This is a genomic window from Cupriavidus sp. CPT47-8839-RL05A, assembly GCF_058792255.1.
Genome location: NZ_JBYTEG010000002.1, coordinates 184,189 through 201,749 on the forward strand (window position 1 = coordinate 184,189; position 17,561 = coordinate 201,749).

13 protein-coding genes are annotated in these 17,561 nt (G+C 69.8%); 2 read left to right on the plus strand and 11 right to left on the minus strand.

The genetic code is table 11. The features are described from left to right. Window positions 1–53 precede the first annotated feature (53 nt). The 6 genes from AC3WVS_RS02935 to AC3WVS_RS02960 are packed head-to-tail and all read right to left on the minus strand — an operon-like array spanning window position 54 to window position 7,419. Entirely contained in the window at window positions 54–1,073 is a 1,020-nt protein-coding gene (locus AC3WVS_RS02935; protein WP_492317307.1) for a chemotaxis response regulator protein-glutamate methylesterase, read from the minus strand. Then, window positions 1,070–3,325: a hybrid sensor histidine kinase/response regulator gene (locus AC3WVS_RS02940; protein WP_492317308.1), complete on the minus strand. Its 2,256-nt coding sequence runs from the start codon at window positions 3,323–3,325 to the stop codon at window positions 1,070–1,072. Before AC3WVS_RS02940 ends, AC3WVS_RS02935 begins: the two co-directional genes overlap by 4 nt. Then, window positions 3,322–4,008 carry a chemotaxis protein CheW gene (locus AC3WVS_RS02945; protein ID WP_492317309.1) on the minus strand — a complete coding sequence of 229 codons (687 nt, stop codon included), beginning with the start codon at window positions 4,006–4,008 and terminating at the stop codon, window positions 3,322–3,324. The genes AC3WVS_RS02940 and AC3WVS_RS02945 overlap by 4 nt, the downstream gene beginning before the upstream one ends. Further along, window positions 4,001–5,272: a CheR family methyltransferase gene (locus AC3WVS_RS02950; RefSeq protein ID WP_492317310.1), complete on the minus strand. Its 1,272-nt coding sequence runs from the start codon at window positions 5,270–5,272 to the stop codon at window positions 4,001–4,003. The genes AC3WVS_RS02945 and AC3WVS_RS02950 overlap by 8 nt, the downstream gene beginning before the upstream one ends. Then, window positions 5,269–5,745, minus strand: a complete 477-nt coding sequence (locus AC3WVS_RS02955; RefSeq protein WP_492317311.1) for a chemotaxis protein CheW — start codon at window positions 5,743–5,745, stop codon at window positions 5,269–5,271. The genes AC3WVS_RS02950 and AC3WVS_RS02955 overlap by 4 nt, the downstream gene beginning before the upstream one ends. Window positions 5,746–5,763: 18 nt before the next feature. After that, window positions 5,764–7,419: a methyl-accepting chemotaxis protein gene (locus tag AC3WVS_RS02960; RefSeq protein WP_492317312.1), complete on the minus strand. Its 1,656-nt coding sequence runs from the start codon at window positions 7,417–7,419 to the stop codon at window positions 5,764–5,766. 245 nt (window positions 7,420–7,664) lie between these two features. Between AC3WVS_RS02960 and AC3WVS_RS02965 the strand changes: the two genes are divergently transcribed. Both AC3WVS_RS02965 and AC3WVS_RS02970 read left to right on the plus strand, forming a co-directional pair. Next, window positions 7,665–8,993, plus strand: coding sequence for a putative bifunctional diguanylate cyclase/phosphodiesterase (locus AC3WVS_RS02965; RefSeq protein ID WP_011617609.1), 1,329 nt, complete (start codon window positions 7,665–7,667; stop codon window positions 8,991–8,993). 288 nt (window positions 8,994–9,281) lie between these two features. Further along, on the plus strand, window positions 9,282–12,137 hold the full coding sequence (locus AC3WVS_RS02970; protein ID WP_492317313.1) for a DUF6600 domain-containing protein: 2,856 nt from the start codon (window positions 9,282–9,284) through the stop codon (window positions 12,135–12,137). Between the two features lie 103 nt (window positions 12,138–12,240). Here AC3WVS_RS02970 and AC3WVS_RS02975 read toward each other — a convergent pair whose 3' ends face one another. From AC3WVS_RS02975 to AC3WVS_RS02995, 5 genes are all read right to left on the minus strand, one after another. Beyond that, on the minus strand, window positions 12,241–13,413 hold the full coding sequence (locus AC3WVS_RS02975; protein ID WP_035824303.1) for an ABC transporter substrate-binding protein: 1,173 nt from the start codon (window positions 13,411–13,413) through the stop codon (window positions 12,241–12,243). 114 nt (window positions 13,414–13,527) lie between these two features. Next, a complete protein-coding gene (locus AC3WVS_RS02980; RefSeq protein ID WP_492317314.1) occupies window positions 13,528–14,235 on the minus strand; it encodes an ABC transporter ATP-binding protein in 708 nt (235 codons plus the stop codon). After that, entirely contained in the window at window positions 14,222–14,986 is a 765-nt protein-coding gene (locus tag AC3WVS_RS02985) for an ABC transporter ATP-binding protein (protein ID WP_492317315.1), read from the minus strand. Before AC3WVS_RS02985 ends, AC3WVS_RS02980 begins: the two co-directional genes overlap by 14 nt. Next, a complete protein-coding gene (locus AC3WVS_RS02990; RefSeq protein WP_492317316.1) occupies window positions 14,979–16,010 on the minus strand; it encodes a branched-chain amino acid ABC transporter permease in 1,032 nt (343 codons plus the stop codon). Before AC3WVS_RS02990 ends, AC3WVS_RS02985 begins: the two co-directional genes overlap by 8 nt. 13 nt (window positions 16,011–16,023) lie before the next feature. Beyond that, window positions 16,024–16,887: a branched-chain amino acid ABC transporter permease gene (locus AC3WVS_RS02995; protein ID WP_492317317.1), complete on the minus strand. Its 864-nt coding sequence runs from the start codon at window positions 16,885–16,887 to the stop codon at window positions 16,024–16,026. Window positions 16,888–17,561 lie beyond the last annotated feature (674 nt).

Below are 17,561 nucleotides of genomic sequence, written 5' to 3' on the forward strand. Positions count from 1 at the left end.
TTCAGTTCCTGGGTGTCACGGTCCCGGTGCCGGTCGCGACGTATTGCATTGGGTCAAAGCGGTACGGTGCCGCCGCATGCCTGCACCAGCCGCGGCGCAATGCGCGGCAGCGGCAGGATCTCCGCGGCCGCGCCCATGGCCGCGGCGGCCTTGGGCATGCCGTACACGGCGCTGGTGGCGCGGTCCTGGGCGATGGTCAGGAAGCCGCGCTCGCGCATCGCCTTCAGCCCCAGCGCGCCGTCGCGGCCCATGCCGGTGAGCAGCACGCCGATCACGTCGCCGCGCCAGTGCTCCACCACGCTTTCGAAGAACACATCGATGGAGGGGCGGTACAGGTAGTCGCAGGGCTGTTCGGTGTAGGCCATGCGCGTGGGACTGGCCAGGCGCAGGTGGTCGTTGGTGCCGGCCAGCAGCACCGTGCCGGCCTGGGGCGCGTCGCCGGCGCGGGCAATGCGCACCGGCAGCTTGCACTGTCCGTCGAGCCAGTCGGCCATGCCGGCGGCAAAGGCTTCGTCCACATGCTGCACGGTGACCACCGCGGCGCCGAAGTCCGCCGGCAGCGCGCCCAGCAGCGTGGCCAGCGCGGCCGGGCCGCCGGCCGAGGCGCCGATCGCCACCAGCCGTGGTGCGGCCACTGCGCGTGGCGCCGCCGTCAGCGTATGCTGCGGGGCCACGCGGCCGGCCAGCAGGCGGCCGATATTGCGCAGCTTGCGCAGCAGCGGCCCGGCGGCAAGCTGGGCGTCGGGCTCGGCCAGCGTGGGGGTGTCGACCGCGTCGATGGCGCCGTGGCCCATCGCGTCGAACACCTGCGAGGCGTTGCGGCCCAGGTCCATGGTCACCACCACGATGGCGCAGGGGGTGGCGGACATGATGCGCCGGGTCGCCTCGACGCCGTCCATGACCGGCATCAGCAGGTCCATCAGGATCAGGTCCGGGGTCTGGCGCGCGGCCATCTGCACCGCCTGCTCGCCGTCGCCGGCGACCCAGGCGATCTCGAACGACGGATCCAGCGCAAGCGCGCGGCGCAGCGCGGCTACCGCAAGCGCCGAGTCATTGACGATGCCGATCTTCATGGGCGTGCCTCGCCGATCAGGTCATGGACCGCGTCGAGCAACGCGGCGTCGTGGAAACTGCCCTTGGCCAGATAATAGTCCGCGCCGGCCTCGAGCCCGCGCTGGCGATCCTGTTCGCGGTCCTTGTACGACACCACCATCACCGGCAGCTGCCGCAGCGCGGCGTCCTGCCGGATCCGGCGCACCAGTTCGATGCCGTCCATGCGCGGCATGTCGATATCGGTGATGACCAGGTCGAAGGGCTCGGCGCGCAGCACGTTCCAGCCGTCCATGCCGTCGACCGCCACCGCCACGTCATAGCCGCGCCCGGCCAGCAGCTTGCGCTGCAGCTCGCGCACAGTGAGCGAGTCGTCCACCACCAGCACGCGCCGCGCGCGCGCCTGGACGCTGGCCACGGCCGCCTGCCGCACGCCTTCGATGCGGCCCTCGGAGACCAGCTTCTCGACCGAGCGGATCACGTCCTCGACATCGAAGATCAGCACCGGCGTGCCGTCGTCGGTGAGGCTGCCGGCGGCGATGTCGCGGACCTTGCCCAGTGCCGCCGGCAGCGGCTGCACCACCAGCAGGCGCTCGCCCAGCATGCGGTCGACGGCAATGCCATAGATGCGCTCGGCCTCGCCGATGACCACCACCGGCACTTGCGCGTGCGCATTGGCAGCGTCAGCGTCGGGGCGTTGCAGCATCTGCGTCGCGCTGACCAGCCCGATGGCGCGACCTTCGTGGCGGAAATGCTGGTGCCCTTCGGTCTGCTCGATCTCGCTGCGCGCCACCGAGGCCGCGCGCAGCACGCGGCCCAGCGGGAAGGCATAGGCTTCGCCCGCGACCTCCACCAGCAGCGTGCGCACCACCGACAGTGTCAGCGGCAGCTCCATCCGGAAGTGCAGGCCCTGGCCCGGCTGCTGCGTCAGGCGCAGGCTGCCGCGCACGCGGCGCACCATCTCCTGCACCGCATCCAGGCCCACGCCGCGGCCGGAGACCTCGGAGACCGTGTCGCGCATGCTGAAGCCCGGCAGCAGCAGGAAGTCAAGCAGCTCTGCCTGCGACAGCCGTGCCGCGGTCTCTTCGGACGCCAGCCGCCGCCGCGCGATGGCGTGGCGCAGGGCTTCCAGGTCGACGCCGGCGCCGTCGTCGAAGATCTCGATCACCAGGCGGCCCGCGTTGTGGCGGGCCTGCAGCGTGACGCGGCCTTCCGCCGGCTTGCCCTGCGCCGCGCGTACCTCGGGCGCTTCGATGCCGTGGTCCACCGCGTTGCGCAGCAGGTGCGCCAGCGGCGCGTCCAGTGCTTCCAGGATATCGCGGTCCACCTGCGTGCCGGCGCCGATCAGTTCCAGGTGCACCGGCTTGCCGAGCGTGCGCCCGAGGTCGCGCACCATGCGCGCGTAGCCGGTCAGCGCGTCCGCCAGCGGGCGCATGCGCGAGGCCAGCGCGCTGTCATAGAGCCGGCGCGCCAGCCGCGTGGCGCGGTGATCGTACTGTTCGAACTCTTCCAGCCGCGCGGCCAGCTGATCGTGGCTTTCGTCCAGCAGCTGGCGCAGTTCGGCCAGCGCGGTGTGCGCAGCCGCGCCCGCGTTGCCGTCCTGCAAGGCTTCCTGCAGCGCATCGACGGCGCGCAGTGCGCGCGCCTGTTGCCGCCTTGCCTTCTGCAGCGAGGTGCCGAAGGGGCGCAGCCAGTGAGACTCGACCATGGCCTCGCCGGACAGCGCCAGCAACTGGTCAAGCGCGTCGGCATTCACGCGCAGCATGCGCTCCTGCGTGTCATCTGCCGGTGCCGCCGGCGCCGGTATCGCGGGCGCTGGTTCCGGTAACGGGTCCGGCGCTGGCTGTGCCTGCACGACCGGCGCCGCGGCACCGCCATCGACCGTGCCCAGCCGCTGCACCACTGCATCGATCTCGGCGCGGCCGGCGTGCTCGGCCCAGCCCGGATCGCCGCCGGGCGGATGGCCGATGCGTAGCAGCAGGTCGGTGCCTTGCAGCAGCGCGTCGATATGCGCGGCGGTCAGCGGCATGCCGCCCTGAGCGGCGACCAGGCAGTCTTCCATGGCGTGTGCCACGCGCACGCCGCCATCGAGCCCGACGATGCGGGCCGCGCCCTTGAGCGAGTGGGCGGCGCGCATGCAGGCTTCGAGCTGCTCGGCGGCTGCCGGGTTGCGCTCCAGCGCCAGCAGGCCGGCATTGAGGACTTCGGCCTGGGCATCGGCTTCGAGCGCGAACAGTTCCAGCAGCGAGGCGTCGCGCAGTTGCTCGGAATTCATGCCAGGCTCCTGGCCAGCGCCTGGCGCACCAGTGCGGCATCGAGCAGCCCGACGCTGCGGCCCTGGTCGAGGAAGAGCGCCTGCGTGTAGCGTGCCGAGGCCCGCGCAAGGGTGGCGGGCAGCGGCTGCAGCGCGGGCTGCGGCACGCGGGCGATGCCGGACACCTCGGCCACCGGCAGCGCGATCGCGGCGCGGCCCTGCCCGAGGATCAGGAAGCGGCTGCCGCTGGCACTTTCACCGGCGCCCGCGTCGAACAGCCGGGCCAGCGACAGGCAGGCCAGCAGGTTGCCGCGCACCGCGGCCAGTCCCAGCACGGCGGCATCGCGCCGGTGCGGCAGCGAATGGATCGGGCAGGGCGCGGTGACTTCGCCCAGCGCGGCGGTCGGCAGGGCCAGCCATTCATCGCCGATGCGGAACACCAGGCAGGCCAGCGCGGTGCCGCGTTCGGCCGGCAAGGCCCCGTCATCGTCGGCGAATGTGGCGGCGTCGGGCAGTGCATCCGGCATTACGTCCAGCCGTTGCGCGTCCAGCAGCATGGCCGCGGCCTGGGCGTAGGTGGGGCAGTTGCGGCAGTGCGCGTGCTCGGCCAGCGCGGGGCACGAGCCGTCGCCGCGCACGCCGATGCGCCGCCAGCAGTCGTCGACGTTTTCGGTGCGCAGGAGAATGCCTGGGGGCTCAGCCATGGTGCTTGCGGGTGTGGCGTTGCGCGCGCTGGCGCAGGCGCATGGCGCCATCGTGATCGCCTTCGGTATCGAGCAGCGCGGCCAGGTGGTACAGGCATTCCTGGTGCGCCGGGTCCAGGTACAGCGCCTTGCGGTAGGCGGCATGGGCCTGCGCGGCGCGGCCCGCGGCGTCGTGCAGCACACCCAGCATGCAATAGGCGTCGGCGTTGGCATCCGCGGTGCGCTCGAGCAGCGCCAGGCAGGCTGCGGTGGCAGCCTCCAGCTCGCCGCGGTCGGCCTGGGCGGCAATGGCAGCCAGCGCGGCGCGCTGATCGTTGCCAGGCGCGGGCGCTGCGGGCCGCAGGGGCGGGGGCGTGACCGGGACGGGCCGCATCGAGGCAGGCGGCCGCGGCAGCCGTGGCGGTGCGGCCATGCGCGGCGGCTGGGCCGCGTGCACGGGCGCACGCGGCGCCGCCCTGGCGGCGGGCACGGCGGACGGCTTGCGGAAGGCAAAGGTCAGCGGCAGGCCGACTGGCTCCAGGCCCTGCGCGCTCAGCACGCTGGCCTCGGCCGGCCCGACAAAGAGAATGCCGTCGGCAGCGGCCAGCCGCGCCAGCGTCTGCACCGCATGCCGCTGCCCCGGCGCGTCGAAGTAGATCAGCAGGTTGCGGCAGAACACGAAGTCATAGGGCGGCTCGCCGGCCAGCAGGCCGGGATCGACCAGGTTGCCCTGCAGCAGCCGCACCTGCGCGCGCACGCGTGCATCCAGCACATAGCCGCTGGGCGTGGCCGTGAAATAGCGGTCGCGGAAATCCAGCGGCGCGCTGCGAAAGGCGTTTGCGCCGTATTCGCCCTGGCGTGCGCGGGCCAGCGCGCGGGCGCTGATGTCCACCGCATCGATGGCAAAGCGGCCCGCCGGCACGCCCGCATCGAGCATGGCCATGGCGATCGAGTAGGGCTCTTCGCCGGTGGAGCAGGGCAGGCTCAGCACGCGCAGGGTGCGCCTGCCGTCGGCAAAGGCGCGCTCGGCGGCAAGGCGGCCCAGCGCCAGCAGCGCTTCGCGATGCCGGAAGAACCAGGTCTCGGGCACCACCACGGCCTCGATCAGGGCCTGGAATTCATCGGCGGTGCCGTGCAGCAGGTCCCAGTAGGCCTGGGTGTCCGGCGCCTGCCGTGCCTGCTGGCGCTCACGCACGGCGCGTGCCACCGCGCCAGTGCCGATGGCGCCCGCATCCAGGCCGATGCGGGCCTTGAGCAGGGCCTCGATGTGCGTGGCAGTGCTCATGCCGCGGCCTCCCCGGAGGTGTCGGCAAACAGCATGGCATGGACGTCGTCCGGCAGCAGGGCATCGACCCGCACCCACTGCAGCAGGCCGCGCGCGTCGTGCCGCACCGGCCCAAGGTAGCGCGGGCTGGCTCCGGCGATGCCGCCGTCGACAAACGATTCCACCGGGCAGCGCAGCGTCTGGGTGGCCGATTCCAGGCGCAGGCCCAGCAGCCGGCCGGCCTCGCCGCCATGGCGGCGGTAGTGGACCAGCACCGTGCGCGTGCTGGTGCGCAGCGCCGCCGGCACGCCGGTGGCCAGCGCCGGCAGGTCGATCACCGGCACCGGCTGGCCGCGGCGCTCCATCAGGCCCGCCACCCAGGCCGGCGTGCCGGGGATCTGCTTGAGCCGCGTGAGCGGCAGCACCTCGGCCACCTCGGCGGCATCGAGCGCATAGTGGTCAGCGCCGAGGCGGAACAGCAGGAAGAGTTTCATGGCGGCGGGGCGCAGGCCCTAGACCTTGAAGCGCGAGACGCCGCTGCGCAGGTCGTTGGCCACCAGCGTCAGTTCGTCGATCGCCTGGCTCGACTGGCGCAGCGACTCCACGGTCTGCTGCGCGGCCTCGGACAGCTGCATCAGCGCCTGGTTGATCTGCTCGGCGCCGCCGGCCTGGGCCTGCATGCCTTCATTGACCATCAGCACGCGCGGCGCCAGCGACTGCACCTGCGCGATGATCTGCGACAGCTGGTCGCCCACCTGCGTGACCTCGGACATGCCGCGGCGCACTTCCTCCGAGAACTTGTCCATGCCCATCACGCCCGCCGACACCGCCGACTGGATCTCGCGCACCATCTGCTCGATATCGTAGGTGGCCACCGCGGTCTGGTCGGCCAGGCGGCGGATCTCGGTCGCCACCACGGCAAAGCCGCGGCCGTATTCGCCGGCCTTCTCGGCCTCGATCGCGGCGTTCAGCGACAGCAGGTTGGTCTGGTCGGCCACCTTGGCGATGGTGGTCACGACCTGGTTGATATTGCCGGCCTTTTCGTTGAGCGTGGCCAGCTTGGCATTGACCGAGCCGGCGGCGTCCATCACATGCTGCATGGTGCCTTCCATGCGCGACAGCCCGACCTGGCCGGTGCCGGCCAGCCCGGCCGCCTGCTCGGCGGCGCTGGAGACTTCATGGATGGTGCGCACCAGGTCGCGCGCGGTGGCCGAGATCTCGCGCGAGGTCGCGCCGATCTGGGTCGTGGTGGCGGCGGTTTCGGTGGCGGTGGCCTGCTGCTGGCGCGCCGTCGCGGCGATCTCGTTGACCGAGGTGGTGACCTGGATCGCGGTACGCTGGGCCTGGCCCACCAGCGAGGTCAGCTCGCCCGTCATCTGGTTGAAACCTGCCTCCACTTCCTGGAATTCGTCCTTGCGGCGCAGCGCCATGCGCAGGCGCAGGTCGCCGCCGCGGATGCCGGACAGCAGGCTGACGATCGACTGCATCGGCACCGTGATCGCGCGCAGCAGCAGGTAGCCGCAGACGATGGCGACCACCAGGGCCACGATCAGTGCCGCTTCGATGCCGATCTTGGCCGCATTGACGGCGTCGTCGATGCCGCGCGCCGCCCGCGCATTGACCGCGCTGTTGTCGTCCACCAGGTGCTGGGCCGCCTTGCGCGCCTCGACCCAGCGGTCATGCGCTTCGCCGCGCAGCGCTGCCGCGGCTGCGGCGCCGTTCCACTCGCCCTGGCGGGACAGCGCCTGGGCGGCCTGTTCGTAGCGCGCGCGCACGTCCCGATAGGCCCTGAAGGCGGCGCGGTCTTCGTCGCGCGTGATCGAGGTCTCGTACTGCTGCTCGACCTTGTCGAGCCGGCTTGCCGCGTCCTGGCCCTGTTGCTGGAAACTGCGCCGCTCGGCCTCGTCGGCGGCATTGATGGTCTGCCACGCCAGCACGTACCGCTCGCCCCAGATGCCGCGGATGCCGGTGCTGTGGTTCAGTCCGGGCAGCGCGTCCTTCAGCATCAGCGTGGTTTCGCGCTCAATGGCGCTCAGGCGGGTGTAGGAGACAACGCCCATCAGTGCCATGACAAGCAGGATCAGCGAGAAGCTTGCCAGGATGCGCGTGCGGATGGTCCATTCGTTCACGGTGTGGTCCCGGTGATGTTCTTGTTCAGGAGCGGCCATTCCCCGCAAAGCCGCCTCAGGGGCGCCTCTCGGGGTAGCAAGGGGCAGCGCGGCGGCGGCGGGCGGCCTCGATGCGCGGTAGGGTACTGTAAGCCGGGAGCCGATTCAACGCGCAATGCGGCGCCGTTGCGCGGGCGCATAGCCATTCCCGCCACAATCGGAACTGCTTGATTTTTTCCAAGTTTTCGTCACACTTGCTAAATTGCTAGCGGGTAACAATGTCGACAATTACAGATGGGGCAGGGATGGTGGCCAAGTCGGGGGCGAAGGCGACTGGCGCCTCGCCAGGCTCGGATCTCGATCCGCTGACCGGCGTTGACAATCGCCAGGGATTTCTGAAGCGGCTGGAGGCACGCCTGCAGAGCGAGGCGGTGCCCCGCTGTGCTTTGCTGTTGATCGGCATTGACGATTTCCGCGCCTTCAACGACATGCACGGGCATGCCGAAGGCGACCTGATCCTGCAGCGCGTGGCCCGCCGCCTGCGCGACGCCTCGCCGCGCGACGCCGCCATCGGCCGCATTGGCAGCGACGAGTTCGGTGTGCTGCTCCCCTCCATTGCCGATCCCACGCTGGTGCGCCATGTCGGTGCGGCGATCCTCTCGATGCTGTCCTCCCCGCATGAGAACGCGGGTGGCCGCCACCATGTGCTGGCCAGCATCGGCGCCTGCGTGATCCCCGCCGCCGGCGAACAGGGGTCAGACGTGCTGGCCGCGGCCAGCCTGGCGCTGGCCCGCGCCAAGCACGACGGCGGCCGCACCATCCGCTTCTTCAAGCCGCAGATGCGCTCGGACGTGACCACGCGGCTGTCGCTGGTGCAGGCATTGCACGAAGCCTATGCCCAGCGCCAGTTCGAGCTGCTGTACCAGCCGCAGGTCGACCTGCGCGACGGCCGCGTGCACGGTGCCGAGGCGCTGATGCGCTGGCGCCATCCGACCCGCGGGCTGCTGGCGCCGGCCGCCTTCATCGACGCCCTGGCCGGCAGCAGCATCGCCAGCGATGTCGGCATGTGGCTGCTGCAGACCGCCTGCGCCCAGGCGCGCGCGTGGTCGCTGGCCTTTCCCCAGCCGCCGCGGGTGGCGATCAACCTGTTCGCGGCCCAGCTGTCCGAAAGCCGGCTGCTGACCGAGGTGCGCCACGTGCTGCGCGCGCTGGAACTGGCCCCGGACTGCCTGGAGATCGAGATCACCGAAACCATCGCGCTGCAGCAGGGCGACGAGGTCGCGGACCAGCTGCAGGCGCTGCGCCGCGACGGCGTGACGCTGACCTGCGATGACTTCGGCACCGGCTATGCCTCGCTCAGCTTCCTGAAGTCGTTCCCGGTGGACCGGCTCAAGATCGACCAGTCCTTTATCCGCAACGTGACCGAAGACCCGGTCGATGCCGCAATCGTGCGCTCGGTGATCAACGTGGGCGCAAGCCTGCACATTGGCGTGGTCGCCGAAGGCGTGGAAACGCCCGAGCAGCGCGACTTCCTGCTGGCCAACGGCTGTCATGAGGCGCAGGGCTACCTGTACGGCCGCCCGATGCCGGCCGAGCGCCTGACCGAAATGCTGCGCCAGCAGTCCGGCCGCTGAGCCGCTTCCGCCCCCGTTTTGCCCCCCGCCCTGTCAGGGAAGTTGTTTCCACCTTTGACGGCGAGCCTGCCCGTCCCGGGCACCCGCTGACCCCCCGCCCGCCCGCAGCCTGCCTGGGATAGCGGTCCTGCCTGCGCGGCATGGCCGCATGGCGAAATACGAACTTACAAAGTCTGCCGCGCCGGGCGTGCCGCGGCTTCCGGGGCAATGTATGGTGACATTAGGGTTGCCGCTGACATCGGCCGGCCGCTCCGGTGCGTTATGCGTTTTGTCCTGGTCCTGACTTCCATGTTCGATCCTTCCCAATCTGTCCCCCCTGCTCGTGGCCAATTCCGTGGCAGGCTGGCGCTGACGGCCCTGGCCGCCGCCGCCGGCCTGGCGGTGGCGGCTGCTGCACTGGCCCAGGTGCCGGCCGGCCCCCCCGGCGAGGCCTATCTTGATGCGCCGGCGACTGACGGCCAGTACCAGCAAGCCGATCCTTCCTCGCGCATTGCCACGCTGACCGCCGTCGACGGCAACCTCAGCTTTGCGCCGGCAGGCTCGGATGACTGGGCTGCCGCAGGCCTGAACCGGCCCTTCACCACCGGCGACCGGCTCTGGCTGGACTACGGCGGCCGTGCCGAGCTGCATGCCGGCACGGTGGCGGTCCGGCTGGGCGGCGCCACCGCGGCCAGCATCCTGAACCTGGACGACAGCGCCACGCAGGTCAAGCTGACCCAGGGCACGCTGCAGCTGCGCGTGCGCGCGCTGCCGCCGGGCCAGACGGTCGAGGTCGACACCCCCAACCTGGCCTTCGTGCCGCGCGAGCCGGGCGACTACCGGCTGGACGTGGCGCCTGACGGCAGCACCACCACCGTGACCATGCGCCACGGCAGCGCCGTGGTCTACGGTGACAGCCGCTCGATCGAGCTGCAGCGCGGCGACCGCATGCGCTTTGCCGGCACCGACCTGGCCGACGCCGGTGGCGGCGGCGCGCCGGAAGACGCCTTCGACCGCTGGACCGCGGCCCGCGACGCGCGCGAAGACGCCTCGCAGTCCGCCCGCTATGTGCCGCGCGAGATGCCGGGCTACGCCGCGCTGGACGGCTACGGCGACTGGCAGGAAGACCCCGGCTACGGCGCGGTCTGGTTCCCGCGCGTGGTCAGCGCCGGCTGGGCGCCCTACAGCGTCGGGCACTGGGCCTGGATCGCGCCGTGGGGCTGGACCTGGATCGATGACGCGCCCTGGGGCTTCGCGCCCTCGCACTACGGCCGCTGGGCCTATGTGGGCTCGCGCTGGGGCTGGGTGCCGGGCCCGCGCGTGCGCCCGTGCTACGCCCCCGCGGTGGTGGCCTTCGTCGGCGCCAGCGGGCCGAACTGGAGCGTGCGCATTGGCAGCGGGCCGGGCGTGGCCTGGTATCCGCTGGGGCCGCGCGACGCGTACCGGCCGGTCTATCGCGCCAGCCCGACCTATGTCGCCCGCATCAACCGCGTCACCGTCAACAACATCGTGATGGGCGACCGCCGGCCGCCGCCTTACGCCAACCGCAACGTGCCCGGCGCCATCACCGGCATGCCCGCACGCAATTTCGTCGAAGGCCGCCCGGTGCGCGGCATGCATCGCGACGAATGGCGCAACCTGCCGGCAGGCGAGGCCAGGGGGGCGCCGCCGGTGGCACCGGTCAAGGGCAGCCTGGTGGGATCGGCCCCGATGCGGCCGCTGCCGCCGCAGGCCCGCCCTGGCTTCGAGCGCCAGGCCATCGCCGCCCGCCCGCCGGGGCGGCCCGCCACGGACGACCTGGCCCGCCGCTTCGCGCGCGAGGGCGGGGTGGTGCCCGGCGCCGGCCCGGCCTGGCGTGGCGGCAATGAACGGCGGCCCGGGCGCGAGGTGCAGCGCGCGCCCGATGTGCGCATGAGCCAGGCAGCCATCGCCGCGCGCGACCAGGCATCTCCGCAGCCGCGCGCCGGCCGCGGCGATGCCGATGGTCCCGCGCGTGGCGATCGCGGCGATCGCAACTATTCGAACGCCCCGGGCGAACCCTGGCGCGGCAACGGCCGCGGCCAGAGCAGCCGGCCCGACGAAGCCCGCGGCTTTGTTGGCCAGCCTGGCCAGCCGGGCGGACCGGCCGACCCGCAACGGCAGGCGCAGGGCATGCAGCGCGAACAGCAGCAGGCTTTGCAGCGCCAGCAGATGGAACAGCAGCGGGAACAGCAGCGCGCGCTGCGCGAGCAGCAGCGGCAGGGGCCTGATCTGCAGCGGCAACAGCAGGAGGAGGCGCGGCAACGCGACGCCCAGCAACGGCAGTGGCAGGACCAGGCCCGCGACCAGCAACGCCAGCAGGATCAGCAGCGCATGCAGCAGCGCCAGTGGGCGGATGGACAGGACCGTCCCGATCCGGCGCGGCAATCGCAGGAAATGCAGCGGCAGCGCTTCGAGCAGCAACGGCAGATGCAGGAAGCCCAGCAACAGCGCCAGATGCAGGAAGGCCAGCAGCAACGTCAGATGCAGGAGTCGCGGCAGCGCCAGGCGCAAGACGCCCAGCGCCAGCAGATGGAGCAGCAGCGCCAGTCCGAAGCCCAGCAGCAACGGCAGATGCAGGAATCGCGGCAACGCCAGGCGCAGGACATCCAGCGCCAGCAGATGGAGCAGCAGCGCCAGTCCGAAGCCCAGCAACGCCAGGCCGCCGACCAGCAGCGCCAGCAGGTGGAGCGCCAGCGCCAGATGGCCGAGCAGCAGCGGCAGGGCCAGGAGATGCAGCGCCAGCGTTTCGAGCAGCAGCGGCAAATGCAGGAGGCGCAGCAGCGGCAGGCCGAGGCGGCCCAGCGCCAGCAGATGGCACAGCAGCGGCAGATGCAGGAGCAGCAACGCCAGGTGCAGGAGCAGCAACGGCAGCAGGCCATGCAGCGCCAGCAGGCGGAACAGCAGCAGCGTCACATGCAGGAGCAGCAACGTGCCGCGCAGGAGCAGCAGCGTGCGATGCAGGAGCAGCAGCGGCACCAGCAGGACCAGCAACGGCAGATGCAGGAGCGCCAGCGGCAGCAGATGGAGCAGCAGCGCCAGCAGCAACAGCAGCAGCAACAGCAACAGCAACAGCAACAGCGCGCCCAGCAAGAGCGCGGCCAGATGGAGGCGCGCAACGGGCGCGACGGCGATCGCCGGCAGTAGCACGGCCCGCTTGACGGAGCGCGGAAGGCAAAAACCCCGGCAGGCCTCGCGGCCTGCCGGGGTTTGTTCTTGCGCGGTGCCGCGCGCGGCGCCGCGGCCTGGCTTACTTCGCCAGTTCCGACAACCGGACCTGCGAGATCTTGCCGTTCTGCACCCAGCCGACGATGGTGTCGGCCATCGACCCGCCCTTGGCGTCGATGCCGTCGACTTCGTTGGGGTTGACCTCCTTGGCCAGGCCCTTGACCGCGTCGGGCATTTTCGCCCGGATCGCGGCCGCGTCGCTGGTGGTGCCGGCCAGCTTCATCGCACCGGCCAGCGCGTACACCATGGTGTAGTTCAGCGACATCTCGGTGGTGGCATCGCGCCCGTCATGCAGCTTCTTGTACTTGGCGTTGAAGTTCTGCGCGGCGGGGCGGCTGTCATTGACCAGCGGCAGCACGCCGATGGAGCCCTCCAGCATGCCCAGGCCGTTGGTGACCTTGGCCATTTCATCCATCTTGGCCTGGTCCATCACGATAAAGCCGCCCTTGAAGCCCAGCTCGCGCGCCTGCTTGACCACCAGTGCGGTCGGCTCCGACGGGCCGCCGACGAACATCACGTCCGGCTTCTCGCTCATCGCGCGCGACACGCCGCTGTAGAAGTCGGTGGCCTTGGTGTATGACATCGGGTTGTTGGCCACCACCTTGCCGCCGGCCGATTCCCACGCCGGCACGAAGGCCTGCACCCAGGCCTTGGCGTAGTCGTGGTCGGCCGGGGCCAGCGCAACGTTCTTGCCGTAGCGCTTCATCTGCGCCTTGACGAAGGGCTCGATATAGCCGGTGTACGCGGGCGGGATGCGGATGGTCAGCTTGTTGCCGGCGTCGGTGATGCGCGGCACGCTGGAGTAGGCCATCACCAGGAACTTCTCCTGCTCATTGAAGGCCTGCAGGGCGAAGATGCCGCCCGAATGCGGGACGAACACCGCCGGGGTCTTGTGCTGCTGCACCAGGCGGCGGCCGTTGATGGCGGCCTCGGCGGGCGAGTACTTATCATCCAGCGCCACCACCTCCAGCTTGACCTTCTTGCCCTTGACTTCCAGGCCGGACGCATTGATCTCGTCCACCGCCATCTGCACGCCCGACAGCACGTTCTTGCCATACAGCGCGGCACCGCCGGACAGCGGGCCGGTATAGCCGATCTTGACCACTTCCTGTGCCAGCGCGGTGCCAGAGGCGAGCATGGCGGCCATTGCAGTGGCGGCCAGCGGGAAGATACGGCGCATGATGTTGTGTTGCATGTGTTGTCTCCTGAAAGTACTGCGCTTGTTATGTCTGCTATCCGTTGACGACCGCTCGGCTTGCTCCCCTCTCCCGCAAGCGGGAGAGGGGGCACACAGTCGGTGATTCCGGTGCTACCCCCCGATATACGCCTTCCGAATCCCCTCATCCTTCAGCAACGTATCCCGGTCCCCTTCCATGACGATGCGCCCGCTCTCGATCACATAGGCGCGGTGGGCGATCCCCAGCGCCGCGTAGGCGTTCTGCTCGGCCAGCAGCACGGTGGTGCCGGCGCGGTTGATGCGCTGGATGATCTCGAACATCTGCTTGACCACCAGCGGTGCCAGGCCCAGCGACGGTTCGTCGAGCAGCAGCGCGCGCGGGCGGCTCATCAGTGCGCGGCCCAGCGCCACCATCTGCTGCTGCCCGCCGGACAGCGAGCCGGCCGGGTCGTCCTTCTTCTGCCGCAGGATCGGGAACAGTTCATAGACTTCTTCCAGCGTCTTGCGGATGCCCGCGCCGTCGCGCCGATGCACATACGCACCGAGCACCAGGTTCTTCTCCACGCTCATCGCCGGGAACAGCTTGCGGCCCTCCGGGCAATGCACCAGCCCGGCCTGCACGATCTGCGATGGCTTCATGCCCGACAGCTCGTGCCCGTCGAAGCGCATGCTGCCGCCGCTGATGCGGTGGATCGCGCTCATCGCCAGGAAGATCGAGCTCTTGCCGGCACCGTTGGCGCCCAGCAGCACCACCAGTTCGCCGGCGCTGGCGTGCAGGGTGATGTTGTCGAGGGCGCGGAAGCTGCCGTACGACAGCGAGACGCGTTCAAGCTGCAACATGGTCGGCTCCCAGGTAGGCCTCGATGACATGCGGATCCTGCTGGATCTGCGCGGGCGTGCCTTCGGCGATCTTCTCGCCGTAGTTCAGCACCATGATCTTGTCTGCCAGGCGCATGATCATGTCCATCTTGTGTTCGATCAGGCAGACGGTCTTGCCATGGCGCACCATCTTGCGGATCAGCTCGGCCAGGCCCACGGTCTCTTCCGGGTTCACGCCGCCGGCAGGTTCGTCGAGCAGCAGCAGTTCCGGGTCGGTCGCCAGCGCCAGCGCAAAGGCCACGCGCTTGCGCGCCTCTTGCGTGATATCGGCGGCGACCTCGTGCGCCAGGTGCGACAGGCCGACGAAGTCCAGCGCGGCTTCGGCCTTGTCGCGGCACAGGCGCTCTTCTTCACGCAGGCGGCGCGTGTTGAACAGCACGTCGCGCAGGCCCGAGTGGATGCGCAGGCGGTGGCCGACGATCAGGTTGTCGAGCACCGTGGCGCGGTCGAACAGCGCCGTTGCCTGGAAGGTGCGGGCCACGCCCAGGCGCGCGATCTGGTCGGCGCGCAGGCCGGCCACGTCCTGGCCCTTGAACAGGATCTGGCCGGAGCTGGGCGCATGCGTGCCAGCCACCAGGTTGAAGAAGGTGGTCTTGCCGGCGCCGTTGGGGCCGATGATGGCGTTGATATGGCCTTGTTCGAGGGTCACCGAGACATCGTGCACCGCGGTCAGGCCGCCGAATTTCTTGGTCAGGTTGCGGATCTCAAGCATGGTCGGCTCCGGCGCGGGTGGTCGGGACAGCGGTGGCGGGTTGTGCAGCGGGCTGCGCCGCCAGCTTGCCGCGCCGTTCGGCCGCGGCCTTGCGTGCCTGCTTCTTCAGCCAGGAACCCACGATGCCGTCCGGCACGAAGATGATCAGCAGGATCAGCACCGGGCCGAACACCAGCATGCGGTAGTCCTGCATGAACTGCAGCGACTGCGTGATCCACGGCACCAGCACCGCGCCCAGCAGCGGCCCGAAGATGGTGCCGATGCCGCCCACCAGCATCGACATCACCATGTCGAAGGTCAGGTCGGTGCGCGCGATGTCCGGTCCCAGGAAGCGCACCTGCCCGGCGTACAGCGCACCGGCAAAGCCGGCGTAGCCCACCGACAGCACGAACGACAGCACCTTGGTGCGCATCAGGTTGATGCCCAGCGCCTCGGCCAGGGCGTCGCTGTTGCGCACCGCCATGAAACTGCGGCCCAGCAGCGAGGTGACGATGCGGTGCATCAGGAAGGTGCCGGCCGCCAGGAAGAACAGCACCAGGTAGTACTGCGCCTGCACGCTGTCAAAGCTGAGCGGCCCGATCGCCGCCGGCACCGGGATGCCGATCAGGCCCACCGTGCCATGCGTCAGGCTTTCCCACTTCTCGATCAGCAGGTAGATGATGTAGCCCACGCACATGGTGAAGATCGAGAAGTAATGGCCCTTCAGGCGCAGCGACACCACGCCGATCACATAGCCCAGCACCATGCAGATCACGCCGGCCAGCACGAAGGCCAGCCAGAACGGCACCTGGTGGTCCACCGTCAGGATGCCCAGCGTATAGGCGCCGATGGCCATGAAGCCGCCATGGGCCAGGTTGAGCTGGCCGGTGTAGCCGGTGATCAGGTTCAGCCCGAGCGTGGCGATGGCATAGATGAAGGCCAGCGTCATCACGGTCAGGTAGTAGCTGTTGGGCGTGATCAGCGGGAAGGCGATGGCCAGCGCCAGCAGCAGCGTCCAGCCGGTTTTTCCTTGCAGTGCTTTCATTGTGTTGTGCTCCTCAGGCCGTCTTGCCGGCAAACAGGCCCTGCGGCCGGATCGACAGGATCACCACCAGCAGCACGAAGGCGATGATGTCCTTGTAGTCGGTGGAAACGTAGAAGCCGCCGAAGCTCTCGGCCATGCCGATGATCAGCCCGCCGACGATGGCGCCGGGGATGCTGCCCATGCCGCCCAGGATGATGATGACGAAGGCCTTGGTGATCACCAGGTTGCCCATGCTGGGGTAGACCAGGTTGATCGGGGCGTAGAGCGTGGCCGCGATTGCGGCCAGCGCGCCGGAGATGGCAAACACCAGCAGGGTCACGCGGGTGGCGTCGATGCCGACCAGCGCGGCGCCTTCGCGGTTCTGCGCCATGGCCATGATGGTGGCGCCGGTCATGGTGCGCGTCAGGAACAGGTGCAGCATCACCATCAGCGCAAAGGCGGCGCCGATGATCAGCAGGCGCTGCAGCGGTGCGGTCAGCCCGAACACGTCGACGATCTGGCCATAGGGCGTGGGCATGCGGTGGAAGTCCGCGCCCCACAGCGCCTGCGCGCCGGCTTCCAGGAACAGCAGGATGCCGATCGCGGCGATCATGTCGTGCAGCTCGGGCGAGTTGCGCAGCGGGTGGAACACCAGCCGGTCGGCAGCCATCGACAATACGGCCACCACCAGCGCCGCGCCCAGCATCGCCAGCCAGTAGTTCACGCCCAGCGATGTCATCAGGAAGTACGACACATAGGCGCCAGCCATGTAGAAGGCGCCATGCGCGAAGTTGGGCACGTGCAGGATGCCATAGACCAGCGTCAGGCCAAGTGCCACCAGGCTGTAGACGCCTCCCAGCGTCAGGCCGTTCAGGAACTGTTGAAGGAACAATGCCACAGGGGTACCTCGTGCGGTTCGGGAAACCAGGCACGCAGCGGCAAAGGCCGTGCGTGTTCCGTCGCGGCGGCGCCAGGCGCGGCCACGGTCAGGAAGTCGGGGGTGGAACTCAGGCGGGCGGCAGCGCCGGCTCGCGCGCGGTGATGCGCGGGCGGGATGGCCTGGCCCAGGGCGCGCCGTGGCGGTCACGGTGCGGGTGTGCAGATGCGTGTTGCAGGTACTGCATGGTTGTCTCCTGTGCGATGCGGCACGCTGGCCGCCCGGCAAGCCGGGGCACTTGGCCGCGTCGGCGTGGACGGCGGCGTTGCGACCCGGTGACGAGGTGTCGGGAGTATTCCCGCACGATCGTTCGTTTTCACCGACTTTTGCATAGGCGTCGCGGCATCGTCAAGGAAAGCGGCGGAGTATTCCGCACCGCGAAATAGCAGTTGGCGCGTCTCCGGGTAAGCCCGGAGGCTTGCCCCGCCATCCATCGACAAGGCCGATGACCCCTATGCGTTCCCTGCATGGAGAGCAGCCCGCCATTCCTTGGTTGCTGACTTCATTGATGCGACTGCGGATTGCGTGCCCAGCACGTCCTGCGTTCTTTTTGAGAGCATCGCGCAGGCTTCCGTCTGCCGTGGCGGTTGCCTGGTCGGCTTCCTTTATCGCGTGGGCGCTGGTGTAGAAAATCC

Excerpts from the sequence above, each read along its gene's own strand:
- AC3WVS_RS02935 (WP_492317307.1), bottom strand. The coding sequence starts at position 1,073 with ATGAAGATCGGCATCGTCAATGACTCGGCGCTTGCGGTAGCCGCGCTG.
- AC3WVS_RS02940 (WP_492317308.1), bottom strand. The coding sequence starts at position 3,325 with ATGAATTCCGAGCAACTGCGCGACGCCTCGCTGCTGGAACTGTTCGCG.
- AC3WVS_RS02945 (WP_492317309.1), bottom strand. The coding sequence starts at position 4,008 with ATGGCTGAGCCCCCAGGCATTCTCCTGCGCACCGAAAACGTCGACGAC.
- AC3WVS_RS02950 (WP_492317310.1), bottom strand. The coding sequence starts at position 5,272 with ATGAGCACTGCCACGCACATCGAGGCCCTGCTCAAGGCCCGCATCGGC.
- AC3WVS_RS02955 (WP_492317311.1), bottom strand. The coding sequence starts at position 5,745 with ATGAAACTCTTCCTGCTGTTCCGCCTCGGCGCTGACCACTATGCGCTC.
- AC3WVS_RS02960 (WP_492317312.1), bottom strand. The coding sequence starts at position 7,419 with ATGGCCGCTCCTGAACAAGAACATCACCGGGACCACACCGTGAACGAA.
- AC3WVS_RS02965 (WP_011617609.1), top strand. The coding sequence starts at position 7,665 with ATGGTGGCCAAGTCGGGGGCGAAGGCGACTGGCGCCTCGCCAGGCTCG.
- AC3WVS_RS02970 (WP_492317313.1), top strand. The coding sequence starts at position 9,282 with ATGTTCGATCCTTCCCAATCTGTCCCCCCTGCTCGTGGCCAATTCCGT.
- AC3WVS_RS02975 (WP_035824303.1), bottom strand. The coding sequence starts at position 13,413 with ATGCAACACAACATCATGCGCCGTATCTTCCCGCTGGCCGCCACTGCA.
- AC3WVS_RS02980 (WP_492317314.1), bottom strand. The coding sequence starts at position 14,235 with ATGTTGCAGCTTGAACGCGTCTCGCTGTCGTACGGCAGCTTCCGCGCC.
- AC3WVS_RS02985 (WP_492317315.1), bottom strand. The coding sequence starts at position 14,986 with ATGCTTGAGATCCGCAACCTGACCAAGAAATTCGGCGGCCTGACCGCG.
- AC3WVS_RS02990 (WP_492317316.1), bottom strand. The coding sequence starts at position 16,010 with ATGAAAGCACTGCAAGGAAAAACCGGCTGGACGCTGCTGCTGGCGCTG.